The 22035-nt window shown below is 59.2% G+C and carries 21 protein-coding genes and 7 tRNA genes; 10 read left to right on the top strand and 18 right to left on the bottom strand.

Annotated features, from left to right (window positions below; translation table 11 throughout):
• Positions 1-117 precede the first annotated feature (117 nt).
• The 4 genes from gltX to T518_RS05065 all read left to right on the top strand — a co-directional run bounded on the left by gltX (position 118) and on the right by T518_RS05065 (position 2607).
• Complete coding sequence (gene gltX / locus T518_RS05080) at positions 118-1578, top strand: glutamate--tRNA ligase (protein WP_036376215.1); 1461 nt, start codon at positions 118-120, stop codon at positions 1576-1578.
• 24 nt (positions 1579-1602) lie between these two features.
• A tRNA-Glu gene (locus T518_RS05075) sits at positions 1603-1677 on the top strand.
• Between the two features lies 1 nt (position 1678).
• Positions 1679-1753: transfer RNA gene (locus tag T518_RS05070), tRNA-Glu, on the top strand.
• Positions 1754-1848: 95 nt separating this feature from the next.
• Positions 1849-2607 carry a sulfite exporter TauE/SafE family protein gene (locus T518_RS05065; protein WP_036376377.1) on the top strand — a complete coding sequence of 253 codons (759 nt, stop codon included), beginning with the start codon at positions 1849-1851 and terminating at the stop codon, positions 2605-2607.
• Between the two features lie 74 nt (positions 2608-2681).
• Here T518_RS05065 and T518_RS05060 read toward each other — a convergent pair whose 3' ends face one another.
• The 6 genes from T518_RS05060 to hydF form a co-directional block, all read right to left on the bottom strand.
• Positions 2682-3584 carry an ROK family protein gene (locus tag T518_RS05060; RefSeq protein WP_036376212.1) on the bottom strand — a complete coding sequence of 301 codons (903 nt, stop codon included), beginning with the start codon at positions 3582-3584 and terminating at the stop codon, positions 2682-2684.
• A 39-nt stretch (positions 3585-3623) separates the two neighbouring features.
• Positions 3624-4655: a [FeFe] hydrogenase H-cluster radical SAM maturase HydE gene (hydE, locus tag T518_RS05055; protein ID WP_036376374.1), complete on the bottom strand. Its 1032-nt coding sequence runs from the start codon at positions 4653-4655 to the stop codon at positions 3624-3626.
• Between the two features lie 42 nt (positions 4656-4697).
• Entirely contained in the window at positions 4698-5357 is a 660-nt protein-coding gene (locus tag T518_RS05050; protein WP_051652199.1) for a hypothetical protein, read from the bottom strand.
• A gap of 75 nt (positions 5358-5432) precedes the next feature.
• A complete protein-coding gene (gene metA / locus T518_RS05045; RefSeq protein ID WP_036376209.1) occupies positions 5433-6368 on the bottom strand; it encodes a homoserine O-acetyltransferase MetA in 936 nt (311 codons plus the stop codon).
• Between the two features lie 144 nt (positions 6369-6512).
• On the bottom strand, positions 6513-7391 hold the full coding sequence (locus tag T518_RS05040; protein ID WP_036376207.1) for a hypothetical protein: 879 nt from the start codon (positions 7389-7391) through the stop codon (positions 6513-6515).
• A gap of 88 nt (positions 7392-7479) precedes the next feature.
• The gene (gene hydF, locus T518_RS05035) at positions 7480-8706 is read right to left on the bottom strand and encodes a [FeFe] hydrogenase H-cluster maturation GTPase HydF (RefSeq protein ID WP_036376204.1); all 1227 of its coding nucleotides are present in this window, start codon (positions 8704-8706) and stop codon (positions 7480-7482) included.
• A 103-nt stretch (positions 8707-8809) separates the two neighbouring features.
• Here hydF and T518_RS05030 point away from each other — a divergent pair, with 103 nt between their 5' ends.
• Entirely contained in the window at positions 8810-9397 is a 588-nt protein-coding gene (locus T518_RS05030) for a hypothetical protein (RefSeq protein WP_036376200.1), read from the top strand.
• A gap of 71 nt (positions 9398-9468) precedes the next feature.
• On the opposite strand, the gene T518_RS05025 is transcribed toward T518_RS05030, so the two are convergent.
• The 3 genes from T518_RS05025 to T518_RS05015 all read right to left on the bottom strand — a co-directional run bounded on the left by T518_RS05025 (position 9469) and on the right by T518_RS05015 (position 11620).
• Entirely contained in the window at positions 9469-9681 is a 213-nt protein-coding gene (locus tag T518_RS05025; RefSeq protein ID WP_036376198.1) for a hypothetical protein, read from the bottom strand.
• Between the two features lie 280 nt (positions 9682-9961).
• Positions 9962-10816, bottom strand: coding sequence for a histidinol-phosphatase (locus T518_RS05020; protein ID WP_036376194.1), 855 nt, complete (start codon positions 10814-10816; stop codon positions 9962-9964).
• Positions 10817-11620 (bottom strand): HAD family hydrolase, encoded by an 804-nt coding sequence (locus T518_RS05015; protein WP_036376189.1) that lies wholly within the window; start codon positions 11618-11620, stop codon positions 10817-10819.
• Between the two features lie 173 nt (positions 11621-11793).
• On the opposite strand from T518_RS05015, the gene nagA reads away from it, so the two are divergent.
• Complete coding sequence (nagA, locus tag T518_RS05010) at positions 11794-12957, top strand: N-acetylglucosamine-6-phosphate deacetylase (protein WP_036376186.1); 1164 nt, start codon at positions 11794-11796, stop codon at positions 12955-12957.
• A 56-nt stretch (positions 12958-13013) separates the two neighbouring features.
• On the opposite strand, the gene T518_RS05005 is transcribed toward nagA, so the two are convergent.
• On the bottom strand, positions 13014-14390 hold the full coding sequence (locus T518_RS05005; RefSeq protein WP_036376183.1) for an MFS transporter: 1377 nt from the start codon (positions 14388-14390) through the stop codon (positions 13014-13016).
• Positions 14391-14535: 145 nt separating this feature from the next.
• On the opposite strand from T518_RS05005, the gene T518_RS05000 reads away from it, so the two are divergent.
• Positions 14536-15981, top strand: coding sequence for an MFS transporter (locus T518_RS05000; RefSeq protein WP_036376181.1), 1446 nt, complete (start codon positions 14536-14538; stop codon positions 15979-15981).
• 104 nt (positions 15982-16085) lie between these two features.
• The gene (locus T518_RS04995) at positions 16086-16325 is read left to right on the top strand and encodes a DUF4405 domain-containing protein (RefSeq protein ID WP_036376178.1); all 240 of its coding nucleotides are present in this window, start codon (positions 16086-16088) and stop codon (positions 16323-16325) included.
• An 82-nt stretch (positions 16326-16407) separates the two neighbouring features.
• Here the strand turns inward: T518_RS04995 and nirJ2 are convergent, their stop codons facing one another.
• From nirJ2 to T518_RS04980, 3 genes are read right to left on the bottom strand one after another with little or no spacing between them, the layout of a single operon-like run.
• Positions 16408-17406: a putative heme d1 biosynthesis radical SAM protein NirJ2 gene (gene nirJ2 / locus T518_RS04990; RefSeq protein ID WP_036376175.1), complete on the bottom strand. Its 999-nt coding sequence runs from the start codon at positions 17404-17406 to the stop codon at positions 16408-16410.
• A complete protein-coding gene (gene nirJ1 / locus T518_RS04985; RefSeq protein ID WP_036376172.1) occupies positions 17403-18593 on the bottom strand; it encodes a putative heme d1 biosynthesis radical SAM protein NirJ1 in 1191 nt (396 codons plus the stop codon). Before nirJ1 ends, nirJ2 begins: the two co-directional genes overlap by 4 nt.
• 45 nt (positions 18594-18638) lie before the next feature.
• On the bottom strand, positions 18639-19250 hold the full coding sequence (locus tag T518_RS04980; protein ID WP_036376368.1) for a TetR/AcrR family transcriptional regulator: 612 nt from the start codon (positions 19248-19250) through the stop codon (positions 18639-18641).
• Between the two features lie 234 nt (positions 19251-19484).
• On the opposite strand from T518_RS04980, the gene T518_RS04975 reads away from it, so the two are divergent.
• A tRNA-Arg gene (locus tag T518_RS04975) sits at positions 19485-19562 on the top strand.
• 75 nt (positions 19563-19637) lie between these two features.
• A complete protein-coding gene (locus T518_RS04970) occupies positions 19638-20033 on the top strand; it encodes a hypothetical protein (RefSeq protein WP_036376170.1) in 396 nt (131 codons plus the stop codon).
• Positions 20034-20089: 56 nt separating this feature from the next.
• Here T518_RS04970 and T518_RS04965 read toward each other — a convergent pair whose 3' ends face one another.
• The 5 genes from T518_RS04965 to T518_RS04945 all read right to left on the bottom strand — a co-directional run bounded on the left by T518_RS04965 (position 20090) and on the right by T518_RS04945 (position 22020).
• Positions 20090-21493, bottom strand: coding sequence for a glycoside hydrolase family 1 protein (locus T518_RS04965; RefSeq protein ID WP_036376167.1), 1404 nt, complete (start codon positions 21491-21493; stop codon positions 20090-20092).
• A 146-nt stretch (positions 21494-21639) separates the two neighbouring features.
• Positions 21640-21725 (bottom strand) — tRNA-Tyr (locus T518_RS04960).
• Positions 21726-21729: 4 nt separating this feature from the next.
• A tRNA-Arg gene (locus T518_RS04955) sits at positions 21730-21807 on the bottom strand.
• Positions 21808-21831: 24 nt separating this feature from the next.
• Positions 21832-21908: transfer RNA gene (locus T518_RS04950), tRNA-Ile, on the bottom strand.
• A gap of 37 nt (positions 21909-21945) precedes the next feature.
• Positions 21946-22020: transfer RNA gene (locus tag T518_RS04945), tRNA-Gly, on the bottom strand.
• Between the last annotated feature and the right edge of the window lie 15 nt (positions 22021-22035).

Genomic DNA, 22035 nt, shown 5'->3' with positions numbered 1-22035 from the left:
GTCAGGCAAGGGCTCCATCCCTTGCCTTTTCTTGTCTCATAAGCTGTTCTGTAGTATACTTTTTAAAGATATCCCGCAATGCACACATCGTATACATAAAAAAGAGGAGGAATTCCATTGACTAAGCAGACTGTCCGCACGCGTTTTGCGCCGAGCCCGACGGGCTACATGCATATCGGCAACCTGCGCACGGCCCTTTACGGCTATCTTTACGCAAAATCCCAGCAGGGCCAGTTCATCCTGCGCATCGAGGACACGGATCGCACGCGCTACGTCGCCGACGCCGTCGACTTCATCAACCGCACGCTCGAGATGGCGCACATCGTCCCGGACGAGAGCCCATCCCTCGGCGGCCCGTACGGCCCGTACGTCCAGAGCGAGCGCATGGATCTCTACAAGCAGTACGCCGAGGAGCTCGTCAAGACGGGCCACGCCTACTACTGCTTCTGTGACCCGGACGAAGATCACTCGGCCGGCCAGTTCGGCGGCTATGACCGCACCTGCCGCAACCTCTCGCCGGAGGTCATCGAAGAGCACCTCAAGAACGGCGATCCCTATGTCATCCGCCAGAAGATGCCGCTCACGGGCGAGACGACGTTCTTCGATGTGCTCCACGGCAACATCACGATCAAGAACGAAGAGCTCGAGGACCAGGTACTCCTGAAGCGTGACGGCATGCCGACCTACAACTTCGCCAACGTCATCGATGACCATCTCATGCACATCACGCACATCATGCGCGGTGCAGAGTTCATCACCTCGACGCCGAAGTACATCCTGCTCTACGAGTCGTTCGGCTGGGATGTCCCGACCTTCATCCACCTCGCCCCTGTCATGGGCAAGAACGAGGACGGCTCCATCTCGAAGCTCTCGAAGCGCCACGGTGCCACGAGTTTCGATGACCTCGTCAAGGCCGGCTACCTGCCCGACGCCATCGTCAACTACGTCGCGCTGCTCGGCTGGAATCCGAAGACGACGAACCAGGAGATTTTCTCGATGGATGAGCTCATCGCGCACTTCAGCCTCGAAGGCCTCTCGAAATCCCCGGCTGTCTTTGACTACGACAAACTCGGCTGGATCAACGGCGAATACCTCAAGGCCATGAGCGATGAGGACTTCGCCAAGATGGCGCGCCCGTTCGCCGGCGACCTGCCCGACTACCTCGAGAAGAACTGGGCGCATCTCGCCGCACTGCTCAAGACGCGCATCCAGCGCCTCGGCGACCTGCCGCAGGAGATTGCCTTCCTCTGCGAGCAGCCGGCCTTCGATGCGGAGCTCTACGTCAACAAGCGCAACAAGGTCACGCCGGAGAAGGCCGCTGAACTGCTGCCGGGCATGATGGCCCTCTTAGAGGACGTGCCGGAGTCCGAATGGAGCAACGATGCACTCTACGAGAAGCTCAACGCCTACATCGAAGAGAAGGAAATCAAGAAGGGCTTCGCCATGTGGGTCCTGCGCATCGCCGCAGCAGGCCAGAAAGTCACGCCGGGCAGCGCCACGGAAATCCTCTCTCTGCTCGGCAAAAAAATTTCTTTGGATCGCCTCAAAAAAAGTCTTGCCAAACTGCAGGAAGTGTAATATAATAAACCAAGTCAGTTACGTGGCACCTTCGTCAAGCGGTTAAGACACCGGCCTCTCACGCCGGGTTCATGGGTTCGAATCCCATAGGTGTCACCACGGCGCCTTCGTCAAGCGGTTAAGACACCGGCCTCTCACGCCGGGTTCATGGGTTCGAATCCCATAGGTGTCACCATTGTATATCACAGCCAGGATGCAGTTGCTCCTGGCTTTTTTGCTTCTCTCAAAGCGCGCTCAGACAAACATCAGAAATCAGAAAGGATGATTCTCTTGCTATTCGCCTCCATGCTCGCCCTCGGCGCATTGATCGGCTTTGTCGGGGCCGGCGGCGCCGGCGTCACGATTGCCCTGCTGACCGTCGGCTTCCACGTGCCCATCCACACAGCGCTCGCCGTGGCCCTCGCCTCGATGGTCTTCACGATGCTGTCCGGCACGATCAGCCACTTCCGCCAGCACGAGGTGCTCGTCAAGACGGGTGCCATCATGGGCGCAGGCGGCATCGCCGGTGCCTATCTCGGCGCCAACTTCTCCAACATCGTGCCGTCCGCCATCCTCAGCGCGATCACAGGCATCATGCTCGCCTCGAGCGCTTTGACACTCTACATCAAGATGTACCAGGCCGAATGGCTCGGCCGCCACATCAAGATCCGTCAGGAGCCTCTGACGGGGCGCAAGCTCTGGATCTACGGCATCGCCATCGGCCTCTTCATGGGCTTCCTCTCCGGTGCCTTCGGCATCGGCGCGGCGGCCTACATCCAGCTCGCCCTCATGGTCGTCTTCGGCGTGCCGCTATTGCAGACCATCGGCACCTGCATGATGGTCATCCTGCCCATCTCGGCAGCAGGCGGCCTGAGCTACCTCTTCAACGGTCGGCTCGACTTCCCGATCTTCATCCAGACGCTCGCCGGCCTCATGATCGGCGCCTGGTTCGGTGCGAAGATGACGCACCTCGCCCCGCTGCCCCTGCTTCGCGTCTTCATCGTCGGCATGCCGGCCGTCGGCGGCCTCGTCATGATCCTGTTCCACTGATCCACAAGGCAACAAAAAAAGCCATCCGCACGCTGTCGCGGATGGCTTTTCCTGTTCTCTGTCATTTCCTATCTTCATTGCACTTCAACATATTCCTGCTGCAGCAGCGCGTAGAGCGCGCCGAGCATGCCGGCATCGTTGCCGAGTACGGCGAAGGCGAGATGCGTCTTTACGCGCATGGCAGGCATGACGAGGTTCTCGAGGCGCCGCTCGAGCAGCGGCCCGAGAACCTCGCTCTGCGCCATGACACCGCCGCCGAGCACGATGACCTCTGGATTGAGCAGGCAGCAGACAGCCGCTAGGCCCTCGCCAAGGTTGTCAGCCAGTCCTTGGATGGCCGCCAATGCCTCCTCGTCGCCTTCGCGCGCCCAGTCGAAGACCGTCTCGCCCGTGAGCTCTGAGGGGCTCATGTTGTGTGAGAAGGCAGCCTCGCGAATCATGGCGCGCGTCGAGGCGACGTCCTCCAAGATGCGCTTCTCATTGTGCAAGCGCAGATAGCCGATCTCGCCGGCGCTGAAGCTCGCACCGTGCCAGATGCGGCCCTGCTGCACGAAGCAGCCGCCGAGGTTCGTGCCGACCGTGATCATGAAGGCAGAGGATGCGCCGCGGGCCGCACCGCGCCATACTTCGCCGAGCGCCGCAGCATTGACGTCGTTCTCGACGAGCACGGGCAGCTGCATCGTCTCGCGCACGATGCGGCCGAGCTTCGTGCCGCTGTAGCCGGGGAACGTCGTCTCACCGGCAAAGACGATCTCGCCGTCCTCGCCCGGCCGCACGATGCCCGCCGTATCGATGGCGATGCCCGCAAGCTCATGGCGCGCGGCCATGTCCTTGACGATGGCGAGGACCGCATCGGGGATGCTCACGGCCCCCGTTCTGGTCGGGCGGGAAGCTTTCTCGAGGAACTGGCCCTCCTCTGTTGCACAGCCGTACTTGATGGCCGTGCCGCCGATATCGATGACAGCATATGCACGCATAACATCCTCTCCTCTCTCTTCGTTCTTGGCACCATCGGTTCACGACTGGCGGTGTCGGCGGAAGCCCTTGTCCTTCGCGACGAAGCGTCCCATCGCGCGGATGCGCCCACTCATGCAGCTGCGGCAGGCAGCCGGCGTGTCGGCCACGCAGACCTTGCCGGGGTACAGGGCATAGTTGCGGCGCGGGTCGCCCTCGGTGACATTCGGCATGACGACATTGGCCCCCGACGCGAGGATGAGCTCGCGGCCGTGCGGCACCATCGTCTCCATGGCCGTCGTCGCGGGGATGTTGGCCTCGGGCAGCAGCAGGCGCAGCAGGGCGACCATGCGTCGCGTCAGGTGAAAGTCGCCCGGCACAGCCTTGCCGAGCGGCGTGTCGGGATTCGGGATCAAGGGGCCGATGCCGACCATGTCCGCATCGAGCTGCTGGTAGAACAGGATGTCTGCCGCAATCGAAGCAAGGCTCTGCCCCGGCAGGCCCACGAGTGTCCCCGTGCCGACCTCATAGCCGAGCGCGCGCAGGTCGCGCAGGCAGCGCACGCGGTTCGCGTAGTCCATGCCCGGGTCCCAGCGCTCGTAGACCGCCTCGTCCGTCGTCTCGATGCGCAGCAGATAGCGGTCGGCACCGGCAGTGCGCCAGAGTGCGTACTCCTCATAGCTGCGCTCCCCCACCGACAGCGTCACCGCGAGGTCGAGCTCCTTGAGGCGACGGACGATGGCAGCGAGGCGCTCTGCCGTGAAATACAGGTCCTCGCCCGACTGCAGGACGACTGTCTGATAGCCGTAGCCCTTTGCCTTGTGCGCGAGCTCCACGATGGTATCGGCGTCGAGCCGATAGCGCTCGACCTTGCCGTTCTCGCGCCGCAGGCCGCAGTACATGCAGTTCTGGCGGCAGATGTTCGAGAATTCGATGAGTCCGCGCAGGTGCACGCCGTCGCCGACAAATGCATGGCGCACGCGGTCAGCAGCCGCAGCGAGGCATTCTTCCACCTCCGGTGCGCCCAGTAGTGCTGTGATCTCCTCGGGCGTCAGCACATGCGACGCTTCTGCCCGCTTCACGCACGCTTCCATTTCCTGCTGCTCCACACCGCTCCTCCTCTCAAATCTATCCCTTTATTTCCTTGCGCGGTGCTTCGCCGTGCCGGCCGTGCTGTCGGCATCTGCTGACTGCGGCGCAGCTGCAGGCTGGAACAGCGGGTCCTTCTTCGTCTTGAGGATCTTGGCATCGGCTGCACTGAGCTTGCCCTTCGTGCGCGCGATGAGCTCATCCTGATGCTTGGCCGCATACTGCAGGACAGCGTTGCAGAACTTCAAGTCGACATCCTTGCCCGAGAGCTTCTTCATGTCGATGGTTGCCGCGTCGACAGTCGAGTCGAGCGCCGACCACGTGCTGTCGAGGTCGTCATGCTTTGTGACCTTTATCGTGCGGTCGCGCAGGTCGATGGCGAGGTAGTCGGCACAGCCGACGAGGTCGTCGTACCCCTTGACTGACAGCATCTTCCAGCGGCGCTTGTCGATGACATCCTGCTTCTGGACATCATCGAACGTGCGCAGCGTCGGCACGATCAGCGTACCGATATCGATTTCCCCGTTTGGATTGACCGCGTAGCACATCTGCTCCTTATTGAAGTAGTAATTCTGCCGCGCCGTCGACTGAACCCACTGGAAGACATTCTCCGGCACATCTATGCTGGCCGCCTCACAGGCCGGCACTGCCGTGAAGAAGGCAGCAGCAGCCATCAGGCCGAGGCAGGTATTCTTGAACTTGTTCATGAGATTCCCTCCTGTATCGTGCTGTATCGTGACACCATCAGTATAGAGCTGTCGGCTGAAAGTTTAGTGAAGCACTCAGTCGTCGCTCTCCTTGTAGAGTTCGTCGAGGACGTACGGCGTCTCCTGGTAGACGTAGTAGTTGAGCCAGTTGGCAAAGAGCAGGTGCGCGACGCTGCGCCAGCGCACGACAGGCTTCTTCGTCGGATCGTCATTAGGATAGTAGTTCTGCGGGATCTTCGGATGCATGCCAGCCTTCTCGTCGCGGTCGTACTCCTGCTTGAGCGTCAGCGGGTCGTACTCTGCATGGCCCGTGATGAAGAACTGGCGCTTCTTGAGGTTGGCGATGGCGTAGACGCCGGCATCCCCCTCGGCCTCCGCCAGGATCGTGAGCTCCGGCACCTTCTCGATGTCCTCGCGGTGGTTCTCCGTATGGCGCGAGTGCGGCACGAAGAACTCATCGTCGAAGCCGCGGAAGAGCTTCTCGTGCTCGACGCAGAGGTGATGCTTGTAGACGCCGAAGATCTTCTCTGGCACCTGGTACTTCGGGACGCCGTAGTGGTAGTAGAGGCCGGCCTGCGCGCCCCAGCAGATGTGGAACGTCGAGTAGACATGCGTCTTGCTCCACTCCATGATCTCCGAGATCTCATCCCAGTAGGCGACTTCCTCGAATGGCATCATCTCAACGGGCGCACCCGTGATGATCATGCCATCGTACTTCTTGTGGCGGACTTCTGCGAACGTGCCGTAGAACTCCGTCAGGTATTCCTGCGACGTGTGGCTCGGCGTGTACGACTCGGTGTAGATGAAGTCCACCTCGATCTGCAGCGGCGTATTGCCGAGCAGGCGTAAGAGCTGCGTCTCGGTGATGTACTTGATCGGCATGAGGTTCAGTATGAGGATCTTGAGCGGGCGGATATCCTGGCTGTAAGCGCGGTCCGCATCCATGACGAAGATATTTTCTCCTTCGAGGATATGGGCGGCCGGCAAGTTGTTCGGTATCTTGATTGGCATGAAAACACTTCCTTCCACATGCCACGGCAGTAAAACGGAAACAGATACAATATTTCTTATTATATCACATCCAACAGTCTGTACACAAAAAGGCAGACCCCTTTGAATAAAAGAGATCTGCCCGCTTGATTCCCGTATATCGACTCACCAGATGCTGTAGCGATGGACCCAGATGGCATTGGCCTTCGCATAGGCGCGCAGCTGCAGGAGCCCTTGATACGCTGGCGAATCGGCCGCAATCATGTGATAAGCGCCGTCGAGACCGCTCTCCACATCCTGCCATCCCTGAGACGGCGTCCAGGTCTCCGCGCGGATCAGGCGCTCTGTTCCCTGCGGCAGATTGACTGTCCGCTTCATGAAGGTGATCTTCGTAACATTGCCGTCGGCGTCCTTGTGCTCGGACCACTGCCAGAAGAGCAGATTGTCGCCTTTCATGCGCATCGTCGTCGTGTCGGCCGTCACATGCGTCTGCGTGCCATCGACGTCCGCATGCGAGTAAAGCGTGAGCCAGCGGTCCTTGGCGCTGGCCCTGTCCACCTCGCCGACACCAAATACCGAATCGACGATGGCATCATAGAACGCCTCATCGAACTGCTGGCTCGTAATCTCCTTCACGCGCCCGTCCACCTTCGACCAGATGACTGCGCCCTGCGGGTTGTAGAAATCCTCTTTCGTGTACTGGATGGTCCTGTTCTGCGGATTGATGGCCACCTCCGCAAGGCTGTATGACAGCTGCGCGGGGTCAGGGATCAGGCCGCTAAGGCCGTAATTGTCGAGCGTCTCCTTGGCGCCCTCGTAGCTGTACGTCGTCTTCGTCCATGCCGTAATCTCCGTCGCGACGGAGCCGTGGCTCGTCTCCGCGCTGTGCGTGACGTGAACAGAAGACGGTTCAAAATACTTGCTGTACTTGCTGTCCGACGACAGCCAGTACCAGCCCTCCGCCCGCACAATGCCGAGCGGCATGAACGAGAAGCAGACGAGCAGCAGGAGCAGGCTCGCCGTAATGCAGGATGCGTGTTTCATGTTACTCACCTCTGTTGTATTTGTTTCTCTTCTATTGTATCGTATTCATGCAGGTACAGCAAGGACAGCCAACTAAAACGAGCCGCAATCAGTCAACACCTGGTATCGCGACATCGTCGAGGATGCCGAGCAGTGCGGCGATGGCCATACCGTAATTCGTCATCGGCACGTGCGCGCTCCGGCAGGCCGCGACGCGGCTCATGACATAGGCACGGTTGAACATGCAGGCGCCGCAGTGGATGACGATGTCGAAGGGCGTGAGATCCTCGGGGAAGTCGCGGCCCGCTGTCACCGTCACGGTGATTGCATCGCCGAGCACCTTCTTGAGCAGGCGCGGCAGCTTGACGCGGCCGATATCCTCGCGCAGTGGCTTGTGGGCGCAGGCCTCGGCGATCAGGATCTTTGCATCGGCGGGCAGTGCGCGCAGACGGCGGGCCGACTCCGCAAAGAACGGCGCCTCGCCCTTGTAAGCCGCAAACAGCACCGAGAACGAGGTCAGGCGGCTGTCGGCAGGCAATTGCGCATGCACCGTGCGGAATGCCTGCGAGTCCGTGATGACAAGGTCCGGTGCCTTTGCCATCGAGGCGAGCATCGCGGGCAGGCAGTCCGTCGTGCAGCACGAGACGAGGCACTTGCGGTCGAGCAGTTCGCGCAGCGTCTGGACCTGCGGCAGGATCAGGCGTCCCTTCGGCGCCTGGATGTCCTGCGGCATGACGAGCAGGACTGCATCCCCGCTCTCGCAGACCTCGGCCGTGATGCTGCGCGCCCGGTAGTCCTCTGGCAAATGGCGCGCGATTTCCGCGCGCAGCGCCGCTAGACCCTCGCCCGTCGCAGCGCTGACGAGCACGGAACGCTCACCTGTCCTCGCTTCGATGACCTGCGCAAGAGATGCGGCCGCCGTGCTCTCATCGATGCGGCTGATGACGGAGATGGCGGGAACGCCGCGCCTCTTCAGCTGCTCGAGCCAGCGAAAGGCATCTTCATTCCCTGCCGCTCCTGCTCCATCATCCGGACCGGTTGAAAGCAGCACGAGGGCGATGTCCGTCTCCTTCGCTGCATCTCTCGTGCGCTCGACGCGCAACGCTCCGAGGCTGCCGCTGTCGTCGAAGCCTGCCGTGTCGATGAAGACGACGGGACCGATGCCGTGGATCTCCATCGACTTGTAGACCGGGTCTGTTGTCGTGCCCGGAACATCCGAGACGGTCGCGACATGCTGTCCCGTCAACGCGTTGATAAGAGACGACTTGCCGCTGTTGCGGCGGCCGAACAGGCCGATGTGAAGGCGCATCGCGCGCGGTGTATCATTGAGGCTCATGCTCATTCCCCCTTTTCCCTAAGTATAGCACAGCCGGATGTTCCCACCCATGAGATTGTGGTAAAATAGAAAGAGCACATACGAAGAAAACGAGGGATACAACATGAGTGAGTACACGAATTTTGAGATTGGCCAGAAATTCCCGATGCCGATTGCCACGCAGGCCGACGGCGCGATGTTCCAGGTCGACGCCAACGGCGCGATGTTCATCCTGCAACTCTCGCGCACGGACGTCATCGCGCGCGAGGCCTTCCGCACGGGTGAGATGGAATTCGCCTTCTACGAGCAGGACGGCCTGCTCTTCCTGCTCTACCAGATTGACGGCATCTTCAAGGAGGGCTGGGGCGATGCGCCGCTGTCGCTCCACAACCTCAAAGAGGGACTGATGCCGACAGAGAAGAGCCTGCAGGACAAGACCCTGCACCTCTACCTCGTCGACACGACGCTGCAGATCCTGCTCGCCCAGCGCGACATCGAGCTATCGGACAAATGCCAGTCTGTCATCAGGAAGCACGTCGCCGCCCAGAAGAAGAACCCCTTCTCGGCAGAAGGCTTCCGCAAGAAGGTCCAGCGCATCTGGGCCGAGAAGACCCCGGCGATGATGCGCGAAACGGCCGCGGCCGTTCAGCACGTCGCCCTCTCCATCCCGCATGCTCCGCAGATGCCAGAGACAGCCAAAAAACTCCATTGAGCATTGACCGAGGCTCAACGGCATAAAAAAAGACTCGCCAGACGGCGAGTCTTCTGTATTTTCGCGTGTGTTCAGGCAACGCCCTCTGCAGCGATTGCAGCAGAGCGCTTACTCAGCCAGCTTTCGACGAGCTCGCGCTCATCGGCCTTGTCAGCTTTCACATTATCCGCGGCAGCATACTGCTCGAAGCTCTTGCCCATGAGCTTCGCTGCCTTGGCAAACTGTCTCACGCGGACCGGCACATAAACTTCTTCCATCCACTGCGAATAAATCTGTACTTTCACGATAATCTCTCCTTGAAACTGCATGAATAACAAAAAAGTAATGGTAACAAACACCCACGACTCACTTCTGTCAATCATCCAGACTACAAGACAAACTTCCCTACATGTGATGGCTCTCAAGAAGAACTCGCATGTGGCTCATCAGTCTGTGCCACCATCTTGCTAATCAGATGACTTTCCTCAAGCTGAGTTGTTTTTCTCGGTTCGATGTTATTATAACGTTACCGGTTCCATTCGTCAAGGGGTAAAACAATAATAATCATGATACAATATATGAAATTTATTCCAAATCGAACGAAACAAGCGTACGCTGACGCTTGTCGAAGCGGATGCTGCCCGCATAGCCGAAGCTCTTGGCGTAGTCGACAGCCATCTCATTGTAATTGCCGCAATCCTCGGGCTTGTGCGCATCAGAAGTCGTGATGATGGGCAGGTCATAATGAGCCGCGAGCTTCATGAAATCAGGGTATGGCGAGATCTCGTGGATGGGATAGCGGTAGTACGTGCCCGTATTGACGTCGACGACCATATCAGCTTTCTTGAGCGCCTTCGCCACGCGCGTGAGGTACGGCGTCACATCGAAATCCGGCAGGTAGCGGAACAGGCGGATGTTGAACGGATGGCCGAGCACATCGTAGAGGCCGGAGTCCGCGAGCTTCTCCACTTCTTCCGTATACCACTCGTAGATGTCCTCGAGCGAGTGCTTCTCCCACTCCGCCTTGATTTCCGACGAGTCGTAAGCCCAGCCGCGCAGGAAATGCACCGAGCCGATGATGTAGTCAAAATCGTAATCCTTGAGGATGTCGCGTACCTTCGCCTGGTCCTGGAAGTTACAGACCTCGATGCCGATCTTGACGCGATGCTTCTGCTGCAGCTTGTGCATGAAGGCGAAGTACTCGTCGAGCGTGTACTTGAACTTGTTGCTCTTGAGCCACTGCTGCTGGAACGTGCCGATGAACGAATCATCGAGTACGAGGTCTTCATAGTAAAGGTCCTTGAATTCCGGGAACGTGTGTGAGTGCTCTGAGATGCCGATCTCCGCAAGGCCGCGCTTCTTGGCGGCCTCGAAGAAGCCCTCGACCCATGTCTCGTCGTAGGAACCCTTCTCGAAATGCATGTGATAGTCCATGCGCATTTAAATCAGTCCTTCCTTCATCAGGCGCTCGATGCCCATCAGGACGCCCTTCTCCACATTTGTACCCGTCTCGAAGCGCGCGAGCTTCTTGATTGCAGGGTACGCATTGCCCATCGCGAAGCTGTACGAGACGGCTTCCATCATCTCGGCGTCGTTCATGTAGTCGCCGAACGCGGCACATTCCTCAGGGCGGATGCCGAAGCGCTTCTGCACTTCCCTGACGGCCACGCCCTTGTTGATGCCAGGATTCATGAGGTCTACCCAGTAATCGCTGGCCAGGACAACCTGCAGGTCCTTCTCGAACTGACGCACGAGCGGGTAGATCGTCTCTTCCGCGCGGCCCGTCGGATCGAACAGGGACACCTTGACCGGTTCATCCGGCACATCGATGAACGACGGGATCGGTTCAGAGTGCGTGTAGTACTTGTGGAGTTCCTGCAGGAATTCATCCGTGTACTGCCGGGAAAGCACGTAGCCGTTCTTCGTGCCGCAGAAGACGCCGTAAATCTCCGGGAATGGCTCGACTACCTTGAGCACCTGCTGCGCGATCTGCTTGTCCATCGGGCACGTGAAGATCTTCTCTCCCTTGTAGATGACGACCGTGCCGTTCTCCGCGAGGAACAGGAAGCGGTCCTTGTACTTCATGAAGCTGTCCTCGAGTGAGTAGTACTGCCGCCCGGAGGCCGGCGCAAACATGACGCCGCGCTTTTGGAGTTCCTCCGCTATCTCGTCAAATCCCTCGGGGACATTGCCATGTTCGTCCAGCAGCGTCCCATCCATATCCGAAAAAATGATCTTGATCATACCATCCCTCACAATCTCAACATGCCGCCTGCAGCAGCTGATGCAACACCACAAAATTCCTCTTCATTATAGCAGGAATCGCCGATACTTTTCAATTCCTGCCAGACGGTTCTGCCATCATGCGCGATGGTGTATAATAAAAGCAACGATTCTAAGATAGTGAGGGAACATCCATGAAAGCAATCATCAACGGCCGGTTCATCGTACCAGACAAAGCGGGGCGCTTTGCCGTAGAAGAAGGACTCGCGCTCTTCTTCGATGAGACCATCCAGAAAATCTGTCCCGCCGCCTCCGTATCGGAAGCGGAGCGGGCGGCACTTGAGGCGTGCATCGACGCGCGCGGAGCCTATGTCGCGCCGGGCTTTCTCAACGTCCACATCCACGGCTGTGTCGGCGCCGATACGATGGATGACACGCCGGAAGCCATCCGGAAGATGCAGCGCTTCCAGGCCAGGACCGGCGTGACCTCCTTTTTGCCCACGACCATGACGTACGACTTCCCGACGCTCGAACGCGCCTTCCGCCACGTACGCGAGGCCATGGCGCGCGAAGAAGGCGCACGCGTGCTCGGCTGCCACATGGAAGGACCGTTCATCAGCCCGGCCAAGAAAGGCGCCCAGGCCGAAAAGAACATCGCTAAGGCCGACTTCGAGAAGATTGCACCATATGAGGACATCGTCAAGATCATCACCGTCGCACCGGAGGAGCTGCACGACCAGGGCAAGTTCATCGCCGACTGCCATGAGCGCGGCATCGTCGTCTCGCTCGGCCACACGGCAGCCGATTACGAGACGGCGCGCCAGGCCATCGAGCAGTACGGTGCCAAGCACATCACACATCTCTTCAATGCGATGACTGGCCTGCATCAGCGGCATCCCGGCGTCGTCGGCGCCGCACTCGATACGGATGCCAACTGCGAGCTCATCGTCGATAACGTCCACATCCATCCAGCCGTACAGCGCCTCGTCTACCGCCTCAAGAAGGACCACCTCATCCTCATCACTGACTCCCTGCGCGCCTGCGGACTCGGCGACGGTCCGTCCGAGCTTGGCGGCCAGAAGGTCTTCGTCAAGGGCACGCTCGCAACGCTCGAGGACGGCACGATTGCCGGCAGCGTGCTCTGCATGAACGACGGCCTGCGCATCTTCCGCGAAAACACCGGTGCACCGATTGAAGAGGTCATCGAGGCGGTCACCAAGACGCCGGCTGCGGAGCTTGGCCTCTACGACAAGCTCGGCTCGCTGAGCGTCGGCAAAAATGCAGACATCACGATCTTTGACAATGCGCTGAACGTCCAGCGCACGATTGTCGCCGGACGCGACGCCTGGCATGCATGACCACCACGCAAGAATCCCCGCCCTCTCATGCCAGAGAGGCGGGGATTCTTGCTATCCTATCCTACGTTCCCATCACCCTTCTTCAGCCGGGCTGCCCAGGAGGGGAAGACGCCGATGGCACAGAGCACGGTGAAGACGATGAACGATAGCTCGATGTTGTAGACGAGTTCCTCCATCTCCGTCAGCGAATCCCAGTCAAGCGACAGGACCATCGTCACGATGGCCACCGAGACGACCTGCCCGACGAGACGCACCGTGCCAATCATCGCCGTCGCGAGGCTGTAGTGCCTTTTGGCGACAGACCCCATGATGGCATTGTTGTTCGGCGCAGCAAAGAAGGCACAGCCGACGCCGATGACGATGACGACCGGCACGACGAGCCAGAGCGACTGCAGCCGTACGGCCGCGACGAGGCCCAGTATCCCGAGCGCCGTGACAGCCATGCCGAAGGCTGCTATCTTCGCCGGCTGATATTTATCCGACAGCTTGCCCGCGGTCGGGGCAAGCAGAGCCATGATGACAGGCTGGATCAGCATCATGAGGCCCGCTTCGCGAGACGAAAGGCCGAGGACCGACTGCAGGTAAATCGACAGCAAGAAGCTGATGGCAAATGTCGCGCTGTAGTCGATCATCGCTGTGAGATTCGACAGCGAAAAGACGCGGTTCTCGACGAGCATGAAGACGGGCAGGATGGGATCTTTCGTCCTGCACTCGTGCCAGAGGAATGCGCCGAGAAGCACCATCCCCAGGAGCAGCAAACTCCAAGCCCAGGAGAGTTCCGCCAGCTCCGACAGACCGAACATCGCAAAGATCATCGCGAGACCGTAGAGCAGTGCGCCCCTGCCATCGACGCCTGTCACCTCCTGTTCCTTCCATTCCTGATGCAGGTAGCGCAATGTCGCGCAGGTACAGGCAAGACTGACGAGCGTGATGGAGAGGAAGATGCTCTGCCAGCCCGCGTAGTAATTGAGCAGTCCGCCGAGTACCGGGCCACAGGCCAGGCCCACGTAGACCATCGAGACCATCCAGCCGAGCGCGCGGCCGCGCTGCGTCGTCGGAAAGCAGAGCGCGACGATCGACATGTTCGTCGCATACAGCATCGATGCCGCCAGGCCCTGCAGCGCACGTGCCACGAGCAGGAAGCCCATATCCGGCATGACGGCACAGAGCGCGGAGGACAATGTGAAGAGCGTCGTCCCCAAGAGAAAGATGCGCCGCTTGCCGAAACGGTCTGCCATCTTGCCCATCGGCAGCAGGAATACGATGGAGGCGAGCAGAAAAATCTCGAGCACCCAGCCGAGTTCATTAGCCGAGACGCCGTAAGCGAGTCCGATATCCGGCAGCGAGAGCGTCAGGGCACTGCCCGTGAACGGCGTCACGAAGGCCGACATCATCATGGGCAACAGGATCTTCTCGCGATCCGTCAAAGTCATACAATCACCTGAATCCCCAAAAAATATATCACAACCCCATTTATTTTAATCGCATACTTTAAAAATCTTATTATACTGATACATATTTCCCAAGCGGAGAAATACCCCCATCGATTCATCAGAGTTATTCAGAAAGGATGTACTTATGCCAACCTCCAAATCGATATCCGGATTCCAGCGACGGGCAGACCTGCGCTTTTTCCTCTCCATCATCGCCGCCGGCCTTCTCTCCTTCACAGGCGTCGTCATCGAGACGGCCATGAACATCACCTTCCCGACGCTCATGCAGGAATTTGCCATCTCCACTTCCACCGTCCAGTGGATCACGACAGGCTACCTGCTGATCCTCGCCATCGTCATCCCGACATCCAGTTACCTCAAGCAGCGCTTCGCCATGAAGCGGCTCTTCCTCGCAGCCAACCTGCTCTTCCTGACAGGCACCTTGCTCGATGCGACCTCCGCGAGTTTTGCCCAACTGCTGTTCGGCCGCCTTTTGCAGGGCGCCGGCACGGGCATCGCTCTGCCGCTGATGTTCCTCATCGTCATGGAGCAGGCGCCGCTCGACAAGATGGGCCTGATGATGGGCGCCGCCATGCTCGTCTGTGCACTCGCGCCGGCCGTCGGTCCCTCCGTCGGCGGCTACATCGTCAGCACCTTCGGCTGGCGCATGATCTTCATCGCCCTGCTGCCCGTGCTGCTCTTCTCGCTCGCAGTCGGCACGTACGCCATCCGCCAGTCCTCCGACTACGGCCCGCGCCCCTTCGATTCCCGTGGGCTCATCCTGCTCGGAGCTGCCTTTACCGCCTTCCTGCTGCTCACGAGCTATCTCCACGACCTGCTTTCAGAGCCGCTGCTGCTCGCCCTCCTGTTGCTCCTGACCGTCTTTTCGCTGCTGCTTTTCGTCCGTCAGGAGAAGCGCCTGCTCCAGCGCGGCGCGCATCCACTGCTCAACATCACCATCCTGCGCCACAGGGCCTTCACGCTCTCGGCGATGGGACTGCTCTGCTTCCAGTTCGTCTGCCTCGGCATCGGCTTTCTCCTGCCGAACTTCTCCCAGATCGTGCAGGGCGAGACAGCCTTCACAGCCGGCTGCATCCTGCTTCCGGGCTGCATCGTCGGCGCCATGTTCGCACCCGTCAGCGGCCGCATCTACGACAGCCTCGGCGCCAGGAAGCCCCTGCTTACCGGCAGTGCGCTGCTGCTGCTGAGCCTCCTCCTCTTCCAATTTGCCATCCCTGAAGTCGGCACGCTCGGGCTCACTGCCATCTACGTCCTCTTCGCCATGGGACAGGGCCTCTCCGTCGGCAACATCCTGACGTACGGCCTCAGCGCACTGCCCAAAGCAATCCGCGCAGACGGCAACGCCTTCTGCAACACCGTACAGCAGCTCGCCGGCGCTGTCGGTACCTCCATCCCAGCCGCCATCGTCGCGGCCTGCCAGCAGAGCACGCAAAGCCTCGCCCCAGCGACCAGCCTCGGCACGAGCCGCGCCCTCCTGCTGCTGCTCTTCGTCGGCCTGCTGCAGGCGCTCTGCATGAGCATTGCACTGCGCCGCACCCCTGCACCGCACCACTCAAGCCACGAGTGTTAAGATGAGAAAATATAATTTCATTTTCATAGAATCTCCATGCAGTTTTCAGCCCTCTCCCGTAAACTGAGCACATGAATACAGCGAATCAGAAAGAAGGGATTCTCATGAAGAAGAACTTTTACATGGACCTGCTGCTGTTTGTCAGCGGCCTCGTCTGCATCATCACGGGCATCGTGCTCGACTTCCATCTCTTCGGCGGCTTCGGCGGCGGCCGCACCCTCAAGGGCATCATCACAGACGTCCACACTTACAGCGGCTACATCATGATGGTCGGCCTGATTTTCCACCTCGTCTGGCACTGGAAGTGGATCAAGGCCGTGGCCAAGAAGCAGATCGGTCATTGAACCCCGACATGCATCAAAAAAGACGCATCCCCGATGGGATTGCGTCTTTTTTGATGTCTTCTTATGTAGATAGCGTCTCGCGTCATTCGCCGCGGCGGCCGTGGTAGAGGCACCACGGCTCTTCGCTCATGTAGTCGCCGCCGTGGTAGTAGGCTGCGCGCGCGCGGCAGCCGCCGCAGGCGCCCTTGTACTGGCAGGCGCCGCAGCCGCCGCTGTAGTCGAGCGTGCGGAGCTTCTGCAGGACTTCGTTCTTGGCCCAGATCTCGTCAAACGGCGTCTCGCGCACGTCGCCGAGCTCCATGTTGAGGTAAGCGCACGGCTGGACCTTGCCGCGCGGGCTGATGATGCAGTACGAGAGACCGGCGAGGCAGCCGCGGTGGAAGCGCGTCTTGTAGCCGAGCTGGTCGGCGATGCGCAGGAACTGCGGTGCGCACGTCGGCTTGAGCTCAATGTCGACTTCCTGCTGCTTCTTCATGATGCGCGTGAGCACATCCTCATACTGCTCAGCGCGCAGCGACTCCTCTTCGATGGTCTTCGCACGGCCCGTCGGCACGAGGAAGAAGAAGTGATGGGCCTTCGCGCCGATCTCGACGGCAAAGTCCGTCATGGCCTCGAGCTCGCCCTGATTCCAGTCCATGACCGTCGTGTGGATCTGGAACGGCAGGCCGACAGCGGCACAGTTCTTCATGCCCTGCACGGCGCCTTCCCAGCCGCCCGGGAAGCTGCGGAACGTGTCGTGCTTCTTCGGGTCGAGCGAATCGAGCGAGATGCCCATCGCACGGGCACCGGCTTCCTTGAGCTTCTTCGCCATGTCGAGCGTGATCAGCGTGCCGTTCGTGCCGAAGACCGGGATCATGTGCAGGTCCGAGGCGTACTTGACGAGCTCGAGGATATCGGGGCGCATCAAAGGCTCGCCGCCCGAGAAGATCATGATCTTGAACCCGGCCTTGGCAATCTCCGAGAGGAGCTTCTTGCCCTCCTCCGTACTCAGTTCTTCTTCCGCCTTGCAGCCGGCGTCGCGGTAGCAGTGGGCGCAGTACATGTTGCAGGCATTCGTCGTATTCCACGAGATGATCTTCATTTCGTCTCCTCCGTCAGTCCAATCTCTTCATCCGTCAGATAGCAGCTCGGGTCCGACTCCCAGAAGTCACCCGTGCGTGCCTCCGCGCGCGTGCGGAAGTTGCCGTTGCAGTTCTCAAGCCACTTGCACTTCGCGCAGCGCCCTTTGAGGAGCGGCTTGCGGTCTTTGAGTCCCGCCATGATGGGGTTCGTCGTATCCTGCCAGATATCGCCGAACTTGCGCTCACGCACATTGCCGAACGTGTGATGCTGCGTGAACTGGTCCGGGTGAACGTAGCCCAAGGGATCGACCTCGCCAAAGGCGATGCCCGAGCGGTTGCCGCCGTTCATCGAGATGTACTTCTTGATCTGGGCCGCCGTCTCGAGGTCGCCCGCCTCGAGCGCCTTGATGTACATGTAAGGGCCGTCGCAGTGGTTGTCGACCGTCAGGATCTCCTTCTTGAGCCCGCGCTCCTCGAAGTCCTTCGTGCGGCGGATGATCGTGTCCATCGCGCGGCGTGATTCCTCCGGCGTGACATCCTGGTCCATCATCTGCTCACCGCGCCCCGAGTAGACGAGGTGGTAGAAGCAGACGCGGTTGATGTTCTCCGCTTCGATGAAGTCGAAGATGCGGTCGAGCTCCTGGATGTTGTGGTGGTTGATCGTGAAGCGCAGGCCGACACGCTGGCCGACAGCCACGCAGTTCTTGATGCCCTGCATGGCCTTCTCATAGGCGCCGTCGACGCCGCGGAACTTGTCGTTGACATCCTTGAGGCCGTCGAGCGAGATGCCGACGTAGCCGACGCCGATGTCCTTGATGCGCTGCGCGACCTCGCGCGTGATCAGCGTGCCATTCGTCGAGAGCGTCGGACGCACGCCCTTTGCCTGCGCGTAAGCCGCTAGCTCGAAGAAGTCCGGACGGATCAAAGGTTCGCCGCCCGAGAACAGCAGCACGGGCACATGGAAGTCCGCGAGGTCGTCGATGAACTTCTTCGCCTCTTCCGTCGTCAGCTCGTCCTTGTATTTCTTGGCATCCGACTGCATGTAGCAGTGCATGCACTTGAGGTTGCATGTCTTCGTCGAGTTCCAGACGACGACAGGGCCAACGCCCTCTGCCGCGCCATTGCGCATCGTGTGCGCGTTCTTCGTATAGCGCAGGCGGTCGCCAAAGTATTCCCGTGCGAATAAGAGTTTCGTTACACTGATCATAAGCCTCTCCTAAAACATAGATAACATCATCTCATTGCGGCTCAGTCACGCCTTGCGTATCCCAGCGAGCAACAGGCGCGTCTTGAGTGCCACATTCTCTTGAAAACCAACGGGGAGCTTGCTGAAGGCCGCAGCCTGATAGACGGAATGGAACATCTCAGCGATGAGATCAGCCGGGACATCGTCGCGGATCTCCCCCGCAAGCTGCCCCTCGCGCAGGATGTCCTCGAAGATCGGCTTGAAGCCAGGCGTCACCATGCCCTTGGGCATCTTGTCGTGCGCTTCAGTCTGCGGCTTGGCCGAATGCTCGGCGGCCGCGAGAAAGAGCGGCAGCAGGAAGCGGTTCTCGTCGAGGAAGCGCGCCGTGATGCGGCAGCCTGCATCGAGGAGTTCGTACGACGGCCGCTTGGCCGCGCGCATGTCCTTGAGCGCCTCATCGACTTCGTGCACGAGACGGCCCAGCAGGCACATGAGGATCTCTTCCTTCGACTCAAAGTAGTTGTAGAACGTGCCGATGCCGAGGTCTGCGGCATTCATGATGTCGGCCACAGAAGTTTCCTTGAAGCCCTTGCGCGAGAACTCGCGGACGGCGGCATCCAGAATTGCCTTGCGCGACAGCAGCTTCTTCCGCTCCCGGCGGCCCATTTTCTCTTCCATGTCCATCGCTCCAGTCCATAAGAATTCATTCCCTTTATCATTGACTCTTTCTATTATAAAGGAAAATGCTCCCTTTATAAAGAGAAAAATGAATATAATTCATCTTTTTATTGTGGCGGCCCTCAAACCGGGATTTTCCGGCTCTATACACTTTTTTCAAAAAAAGTGTTGACACATGCGCCAAGGGGTGATATTATAATATCCGTTGACAGCGATAAACACCAACAAGAACATGACTCAGTAGCTCAGCTGGATTAGAGTATTTGACTACGAATCAAAGGGTCGGGGGTTCGAGTCCCTCCTGGGTCACCATTTGAAATCAGAAGCACTTGCCTCGGCAAGTGCTTTTTTCGTACCAGAGTCAACGTACATTGAAAGGATGATCTCATGCTCTACATCGTCACGAAACTCGTCACGGAAGGCCAGCAGAAAGCCTTCTCCATCATCGGTGCCTCCGAGGACAAGAAGCGCGCAGCCTCGATTGCCGCAGAGGTCTACAAAGACTACAACAAGAACGCTTCGTTCCAGAACATCGAGATGATCACGGAGTGGCTCGCCACGCGCCAGAACTATTCCTTCCGCAAGGACAAGGACCACCGCCTGCAGCTCGCCATCACGGCACTCGAGGGCGAAGTACAGCCAGAAGAGAAGCAGCTTGTCTTCAGCGCCGCCGCCGAGGAGGAAGAGCTCATGCGCCGCGTGAGTCAGGCGCTCTTCGAGGGCAAGCACACGGCTGAGCGCGGCCCAAAAGCCCAGACGCACTCCTGCCCGCTCGAATCGTGATGCATCCATAGAGACAAAAAATCCGCTCTTCACCGAGCGGATTTTTTGTCTCACGGTCACGCCTTGAGCGCCGCACCATTTGAAGCGATGACATCCCTGTACCAGTAGAACGACTTCTTGGGGTAGCGCGCGAGCGTGCCCGTGCCATCGTCGTTGCGGTCGACATAGATGAAGCCGTAGCGCTTGCTCATCTGTGCCGTCGAGGCCGAGACGAGGTCAATGCAGCCCCAGGTCGTGTAGCCCATGACGGGCACGCCGTCTGCGATGGCCTCGCCAACCTGCACGAGGTGGTCGTTGAGGTAAGCGATGCGGTAATCGTCCTCGACCGTCCTGCCGCCCTTGCCGTCATCGACGAGCACATCGCGGGCGCCGAGGCCGTTCTCGACGATGAAGAGCGGCTTCTGCCAGCGGTCGTAGAAGCGGTTGAGCGTGTACCGAAGCCCCTGCGGATCGATCTGCCAGCCCCATTCGCTGGCTTTGAGATACGGATTCTTCTTGCCGCCCAGGATATTGCCGCCGCCGTTCTCTCCGCCATGACCTTCGCAGATGCTGACATAATAGCTGAAGGATACAAAGTCGACCGTATTCTCGCGCAGCAGCTGCTCCTCCTCCGGCGTCATCCGGATTTCAATGCCGTTTTCCCGGAAGTAGCGCTTCATGTAGCCCGGATAGCGCCCGCGCACATGCATATCGCCAAAGAAATCATTGAAGTGGTTTGCCTGCATCACCGCGATCATGTCGTCAGGGGCGGGTGTCAGCGGGTAGATGGGCATCGCCAGGATCATGCAGCCGACTTTTGCCTCCGGCATGATCTCATGTGCGAGCTTCGTCGCGAGCGCCGAGGCCACGAACTCGTGATGGCACGCCTGGTAGAGGTCTGTGAGGCTGAGTTTCTCGCGCGGCGTCATGATGCCGCCTGAGAGCAGCGGCTGGTGCAGGACGGAGTTGATCTCGTTGAACGTCAGCCAGTACTTGACCTTGCCCCGGTAGCGCGCAAAGAGCGTGCGCACATAGCGCTCGTAAAAGCCGATGAGCGCGTGATTCGCCCAGCCATTGTACGCCTTCGCGAGGTGCAGCGGCGTCTCGTAGTGCGAGATCGTCACCAAGGGTTCGATGCCGTACTTGCGGCATTCATCGAAGAGGCGGTCGTAGAATGCCAGCCCCTCCTCGTTCGGCTCCGCATCGTCGCCATTCGGATAGATGCGGCTCCAGGCAATTGACGTGCGGAAGACCTTGAAGCCCATCTCTGCAAAGAGCTTGATGTCCTCCGGATAGCGATGGTAGAAGTCGATGGCCTTGAGCTTGAGATTGTCAGGTGTCGGCTCCGCCGTCGGCCCCGACAGGATGCCTTTCGGCATGACATCCTGGATGTCGAGCCCCTTGCCGTCCTCATGATAAGCACCTTCACACTGGTTGGCAGCCACAGCACCGCCCCAGAGAAAATCATCTGGAAATATCATCGTTCTAACCTCCTCGAATCAGCAGATTTTCCTCTGATGTACATCTTCTGCTTCGTTATCGTATCATTTTATCGTATCATTTTTCTCAGTCAGGAGCAAGATGGACATGAAAAAAGCGCCGCTTGCGCGACGCTATGCATTCAAGGTGGTGGGCAGGGATGGATTCGAACCATCGTAATCCGAAGATGACAGATTTACAGTCTGTTCCCTTTAACCACTCGGGCACCTACCCACAATGGTGACCCAGGAGGGACTCGAACCCCCGACCCTTTGATTCGTAGTCAAATACTCTAATCCAGCTGAGCTACTGAGTCATGTGATTGGTTATAAGATTGTTTTGGTGGGCCCACTTGGACTCGAACCAAGGACCGACCGGTTATGAGCCGGTTGCTCTAACCAACTGAGCTATAGGCCCATTGATATATGTGATCCGCAGAGCGGAATCAGGCAAATGGAGCGGAAAACGAGGCTCGAACTCGCGACCCCCACCTTGGCAAGGTGGTGCTCTACCACTGAGCTATTTCCGCAAATGGAGCGGAAAA

This window comes from Mitsuokella jalaludinii DSM 13811, assembly GCF_000702905.1.
GTDB classification, from domain to species: domain Bacteria; phylum Bacillota; class Negativicutes; order Selenomonadales; family Selenomonadaceae; genus Mitsuokella; species Mitsuokella jalaludinii.
This window is presented reverse-complemented; position numbering and strand designations above follow the sequence as displayed.

Excerpts from the sequence above, each read along its gene's own strand:
- T518_RS04995 (WP_036376178.1), top strand. The coding sequence starts at position 16,086 with ATGAAGAAGAACTTTTACATGGACCTGCTGCTGTTTGTCAGCGGCCTC.
- hydE (WP_036376374.1), bottom strand. The coding sequence starts at position 4,655 with ATGGAAGCGTGCGTGAAGCGGGCAGAAGCGTCGCATGTGCTGACGCCC.
- T518_RS04980 (WP_036376368.1), bottom strand. The coding sequence starts at position 19,250 with ATGGAAGAGAAAATGGGCCGCCGGGAGCGGAAGAAGCTGCTGTCGCGC.
- T518_RS05060 (WP_036376212.1), bottom strand. The coding sequence starts at position 3,584 with ATGCGTGCATATGCTGTCATCGATATCGGCGGCACGGCCATCAAGTAC.
- T518_RS05005 (WP_036376183.1), bottom strand. The coding sequence starts at position 14,390 with ATGACTTTGACGGATCGCGAGAAGATCCTGTTGCCCATGATGATGTCG.
- T518_RS05020 (WP_036376194.1), bottom strand. The coding sequence starts at position 10,816 with ATGCGCATGGACTATCACATGCATTTCGAGAAGGGTTCCTACGACGAG.
- T518_RS05015 (WP_036376189.1), bottom strand. The coding sequence starts at position 11,620 with ATGATCAAGATCATTTTTTCGGATATGGATGGGACGCTGCTGGACGAA.
- T518_RS05040 (WP_036376207.1), bottom strand. The coding sequence starts at position 7,391 with ATGAAACACGCATCCTGCATTACGGCGAGCCTGCTCCTGCTGCTCGTC.
- T518_RS05000 (WP_036376181.1), top strand. The coding sequence starts at position 14,536 with ATGCCAACCTCCAAATCGATATCCGGATTCCAGCGACGGGCAGACCTG.
- nirJ2 (WP_036376175.1), bottom strand. The coding sequence starts at position 17,406 with ATGAAGATCATCTCGTGGAATACGACGAATGCCTGCAACATGTACTGC.
- T518_RS05030 (WP_036376200.1), top strand. The coding sequence starts at position 8,810 with ATGAGTGAGTACACGAATTTTGAGATTGGCCAGAAATTCCCGATGCCG.
- T518_RS04970 (WP_036376170.1), top strand. The coding sequence starts at position 19,638 with ATGCTCTACATCGTCACGAAACTCGTCACGGAAGGCCAGCAGAAAGCC.
- nagA (WP_036376186.1), top strand. The coding sequence starts at position 11,794 with ATGAAAGCAATCATCAACGGCCGGTTCATCGTACCAGACAAAGCGGGG.
- hydF (WP_036376204.1), bottom strand. The coding sequence starts at position 8,706 with ATGAGCCTCAATGATACACCGCGCGCGATGCGCCTTCACATCGGCCTG.
- T518_RS04965 (WP_036376167.1), bottom strand. The coding sequence starts at position 21,493 with ATGATATTTCCAGATGATTTTCTCTGGGGCGGTGCTGTGGCTGCCAAC.
- T518_RS05050 (WP_051652199.1), bottom strand. The coding sequence starts at position 5,357 with ATGAACAAGTTCAAGAATACCTGCCTCGGCCTGATGGCTGCTGCTGCC.
- metA (WP_036376209.1), bottom strand. The coding sequence starts at position 6,368 with ATGCCAATCAAGATACCGAACAACTTGCCGGCCGCCCATATCCTCGAA.
- nirJ1 (WP_036376172.1), bottom strand. The coding sequence starts at position 18,593 with ATGATCAGTGTAACGAAACTCTTATTCGCACGGGAATACTTTGGCGAC.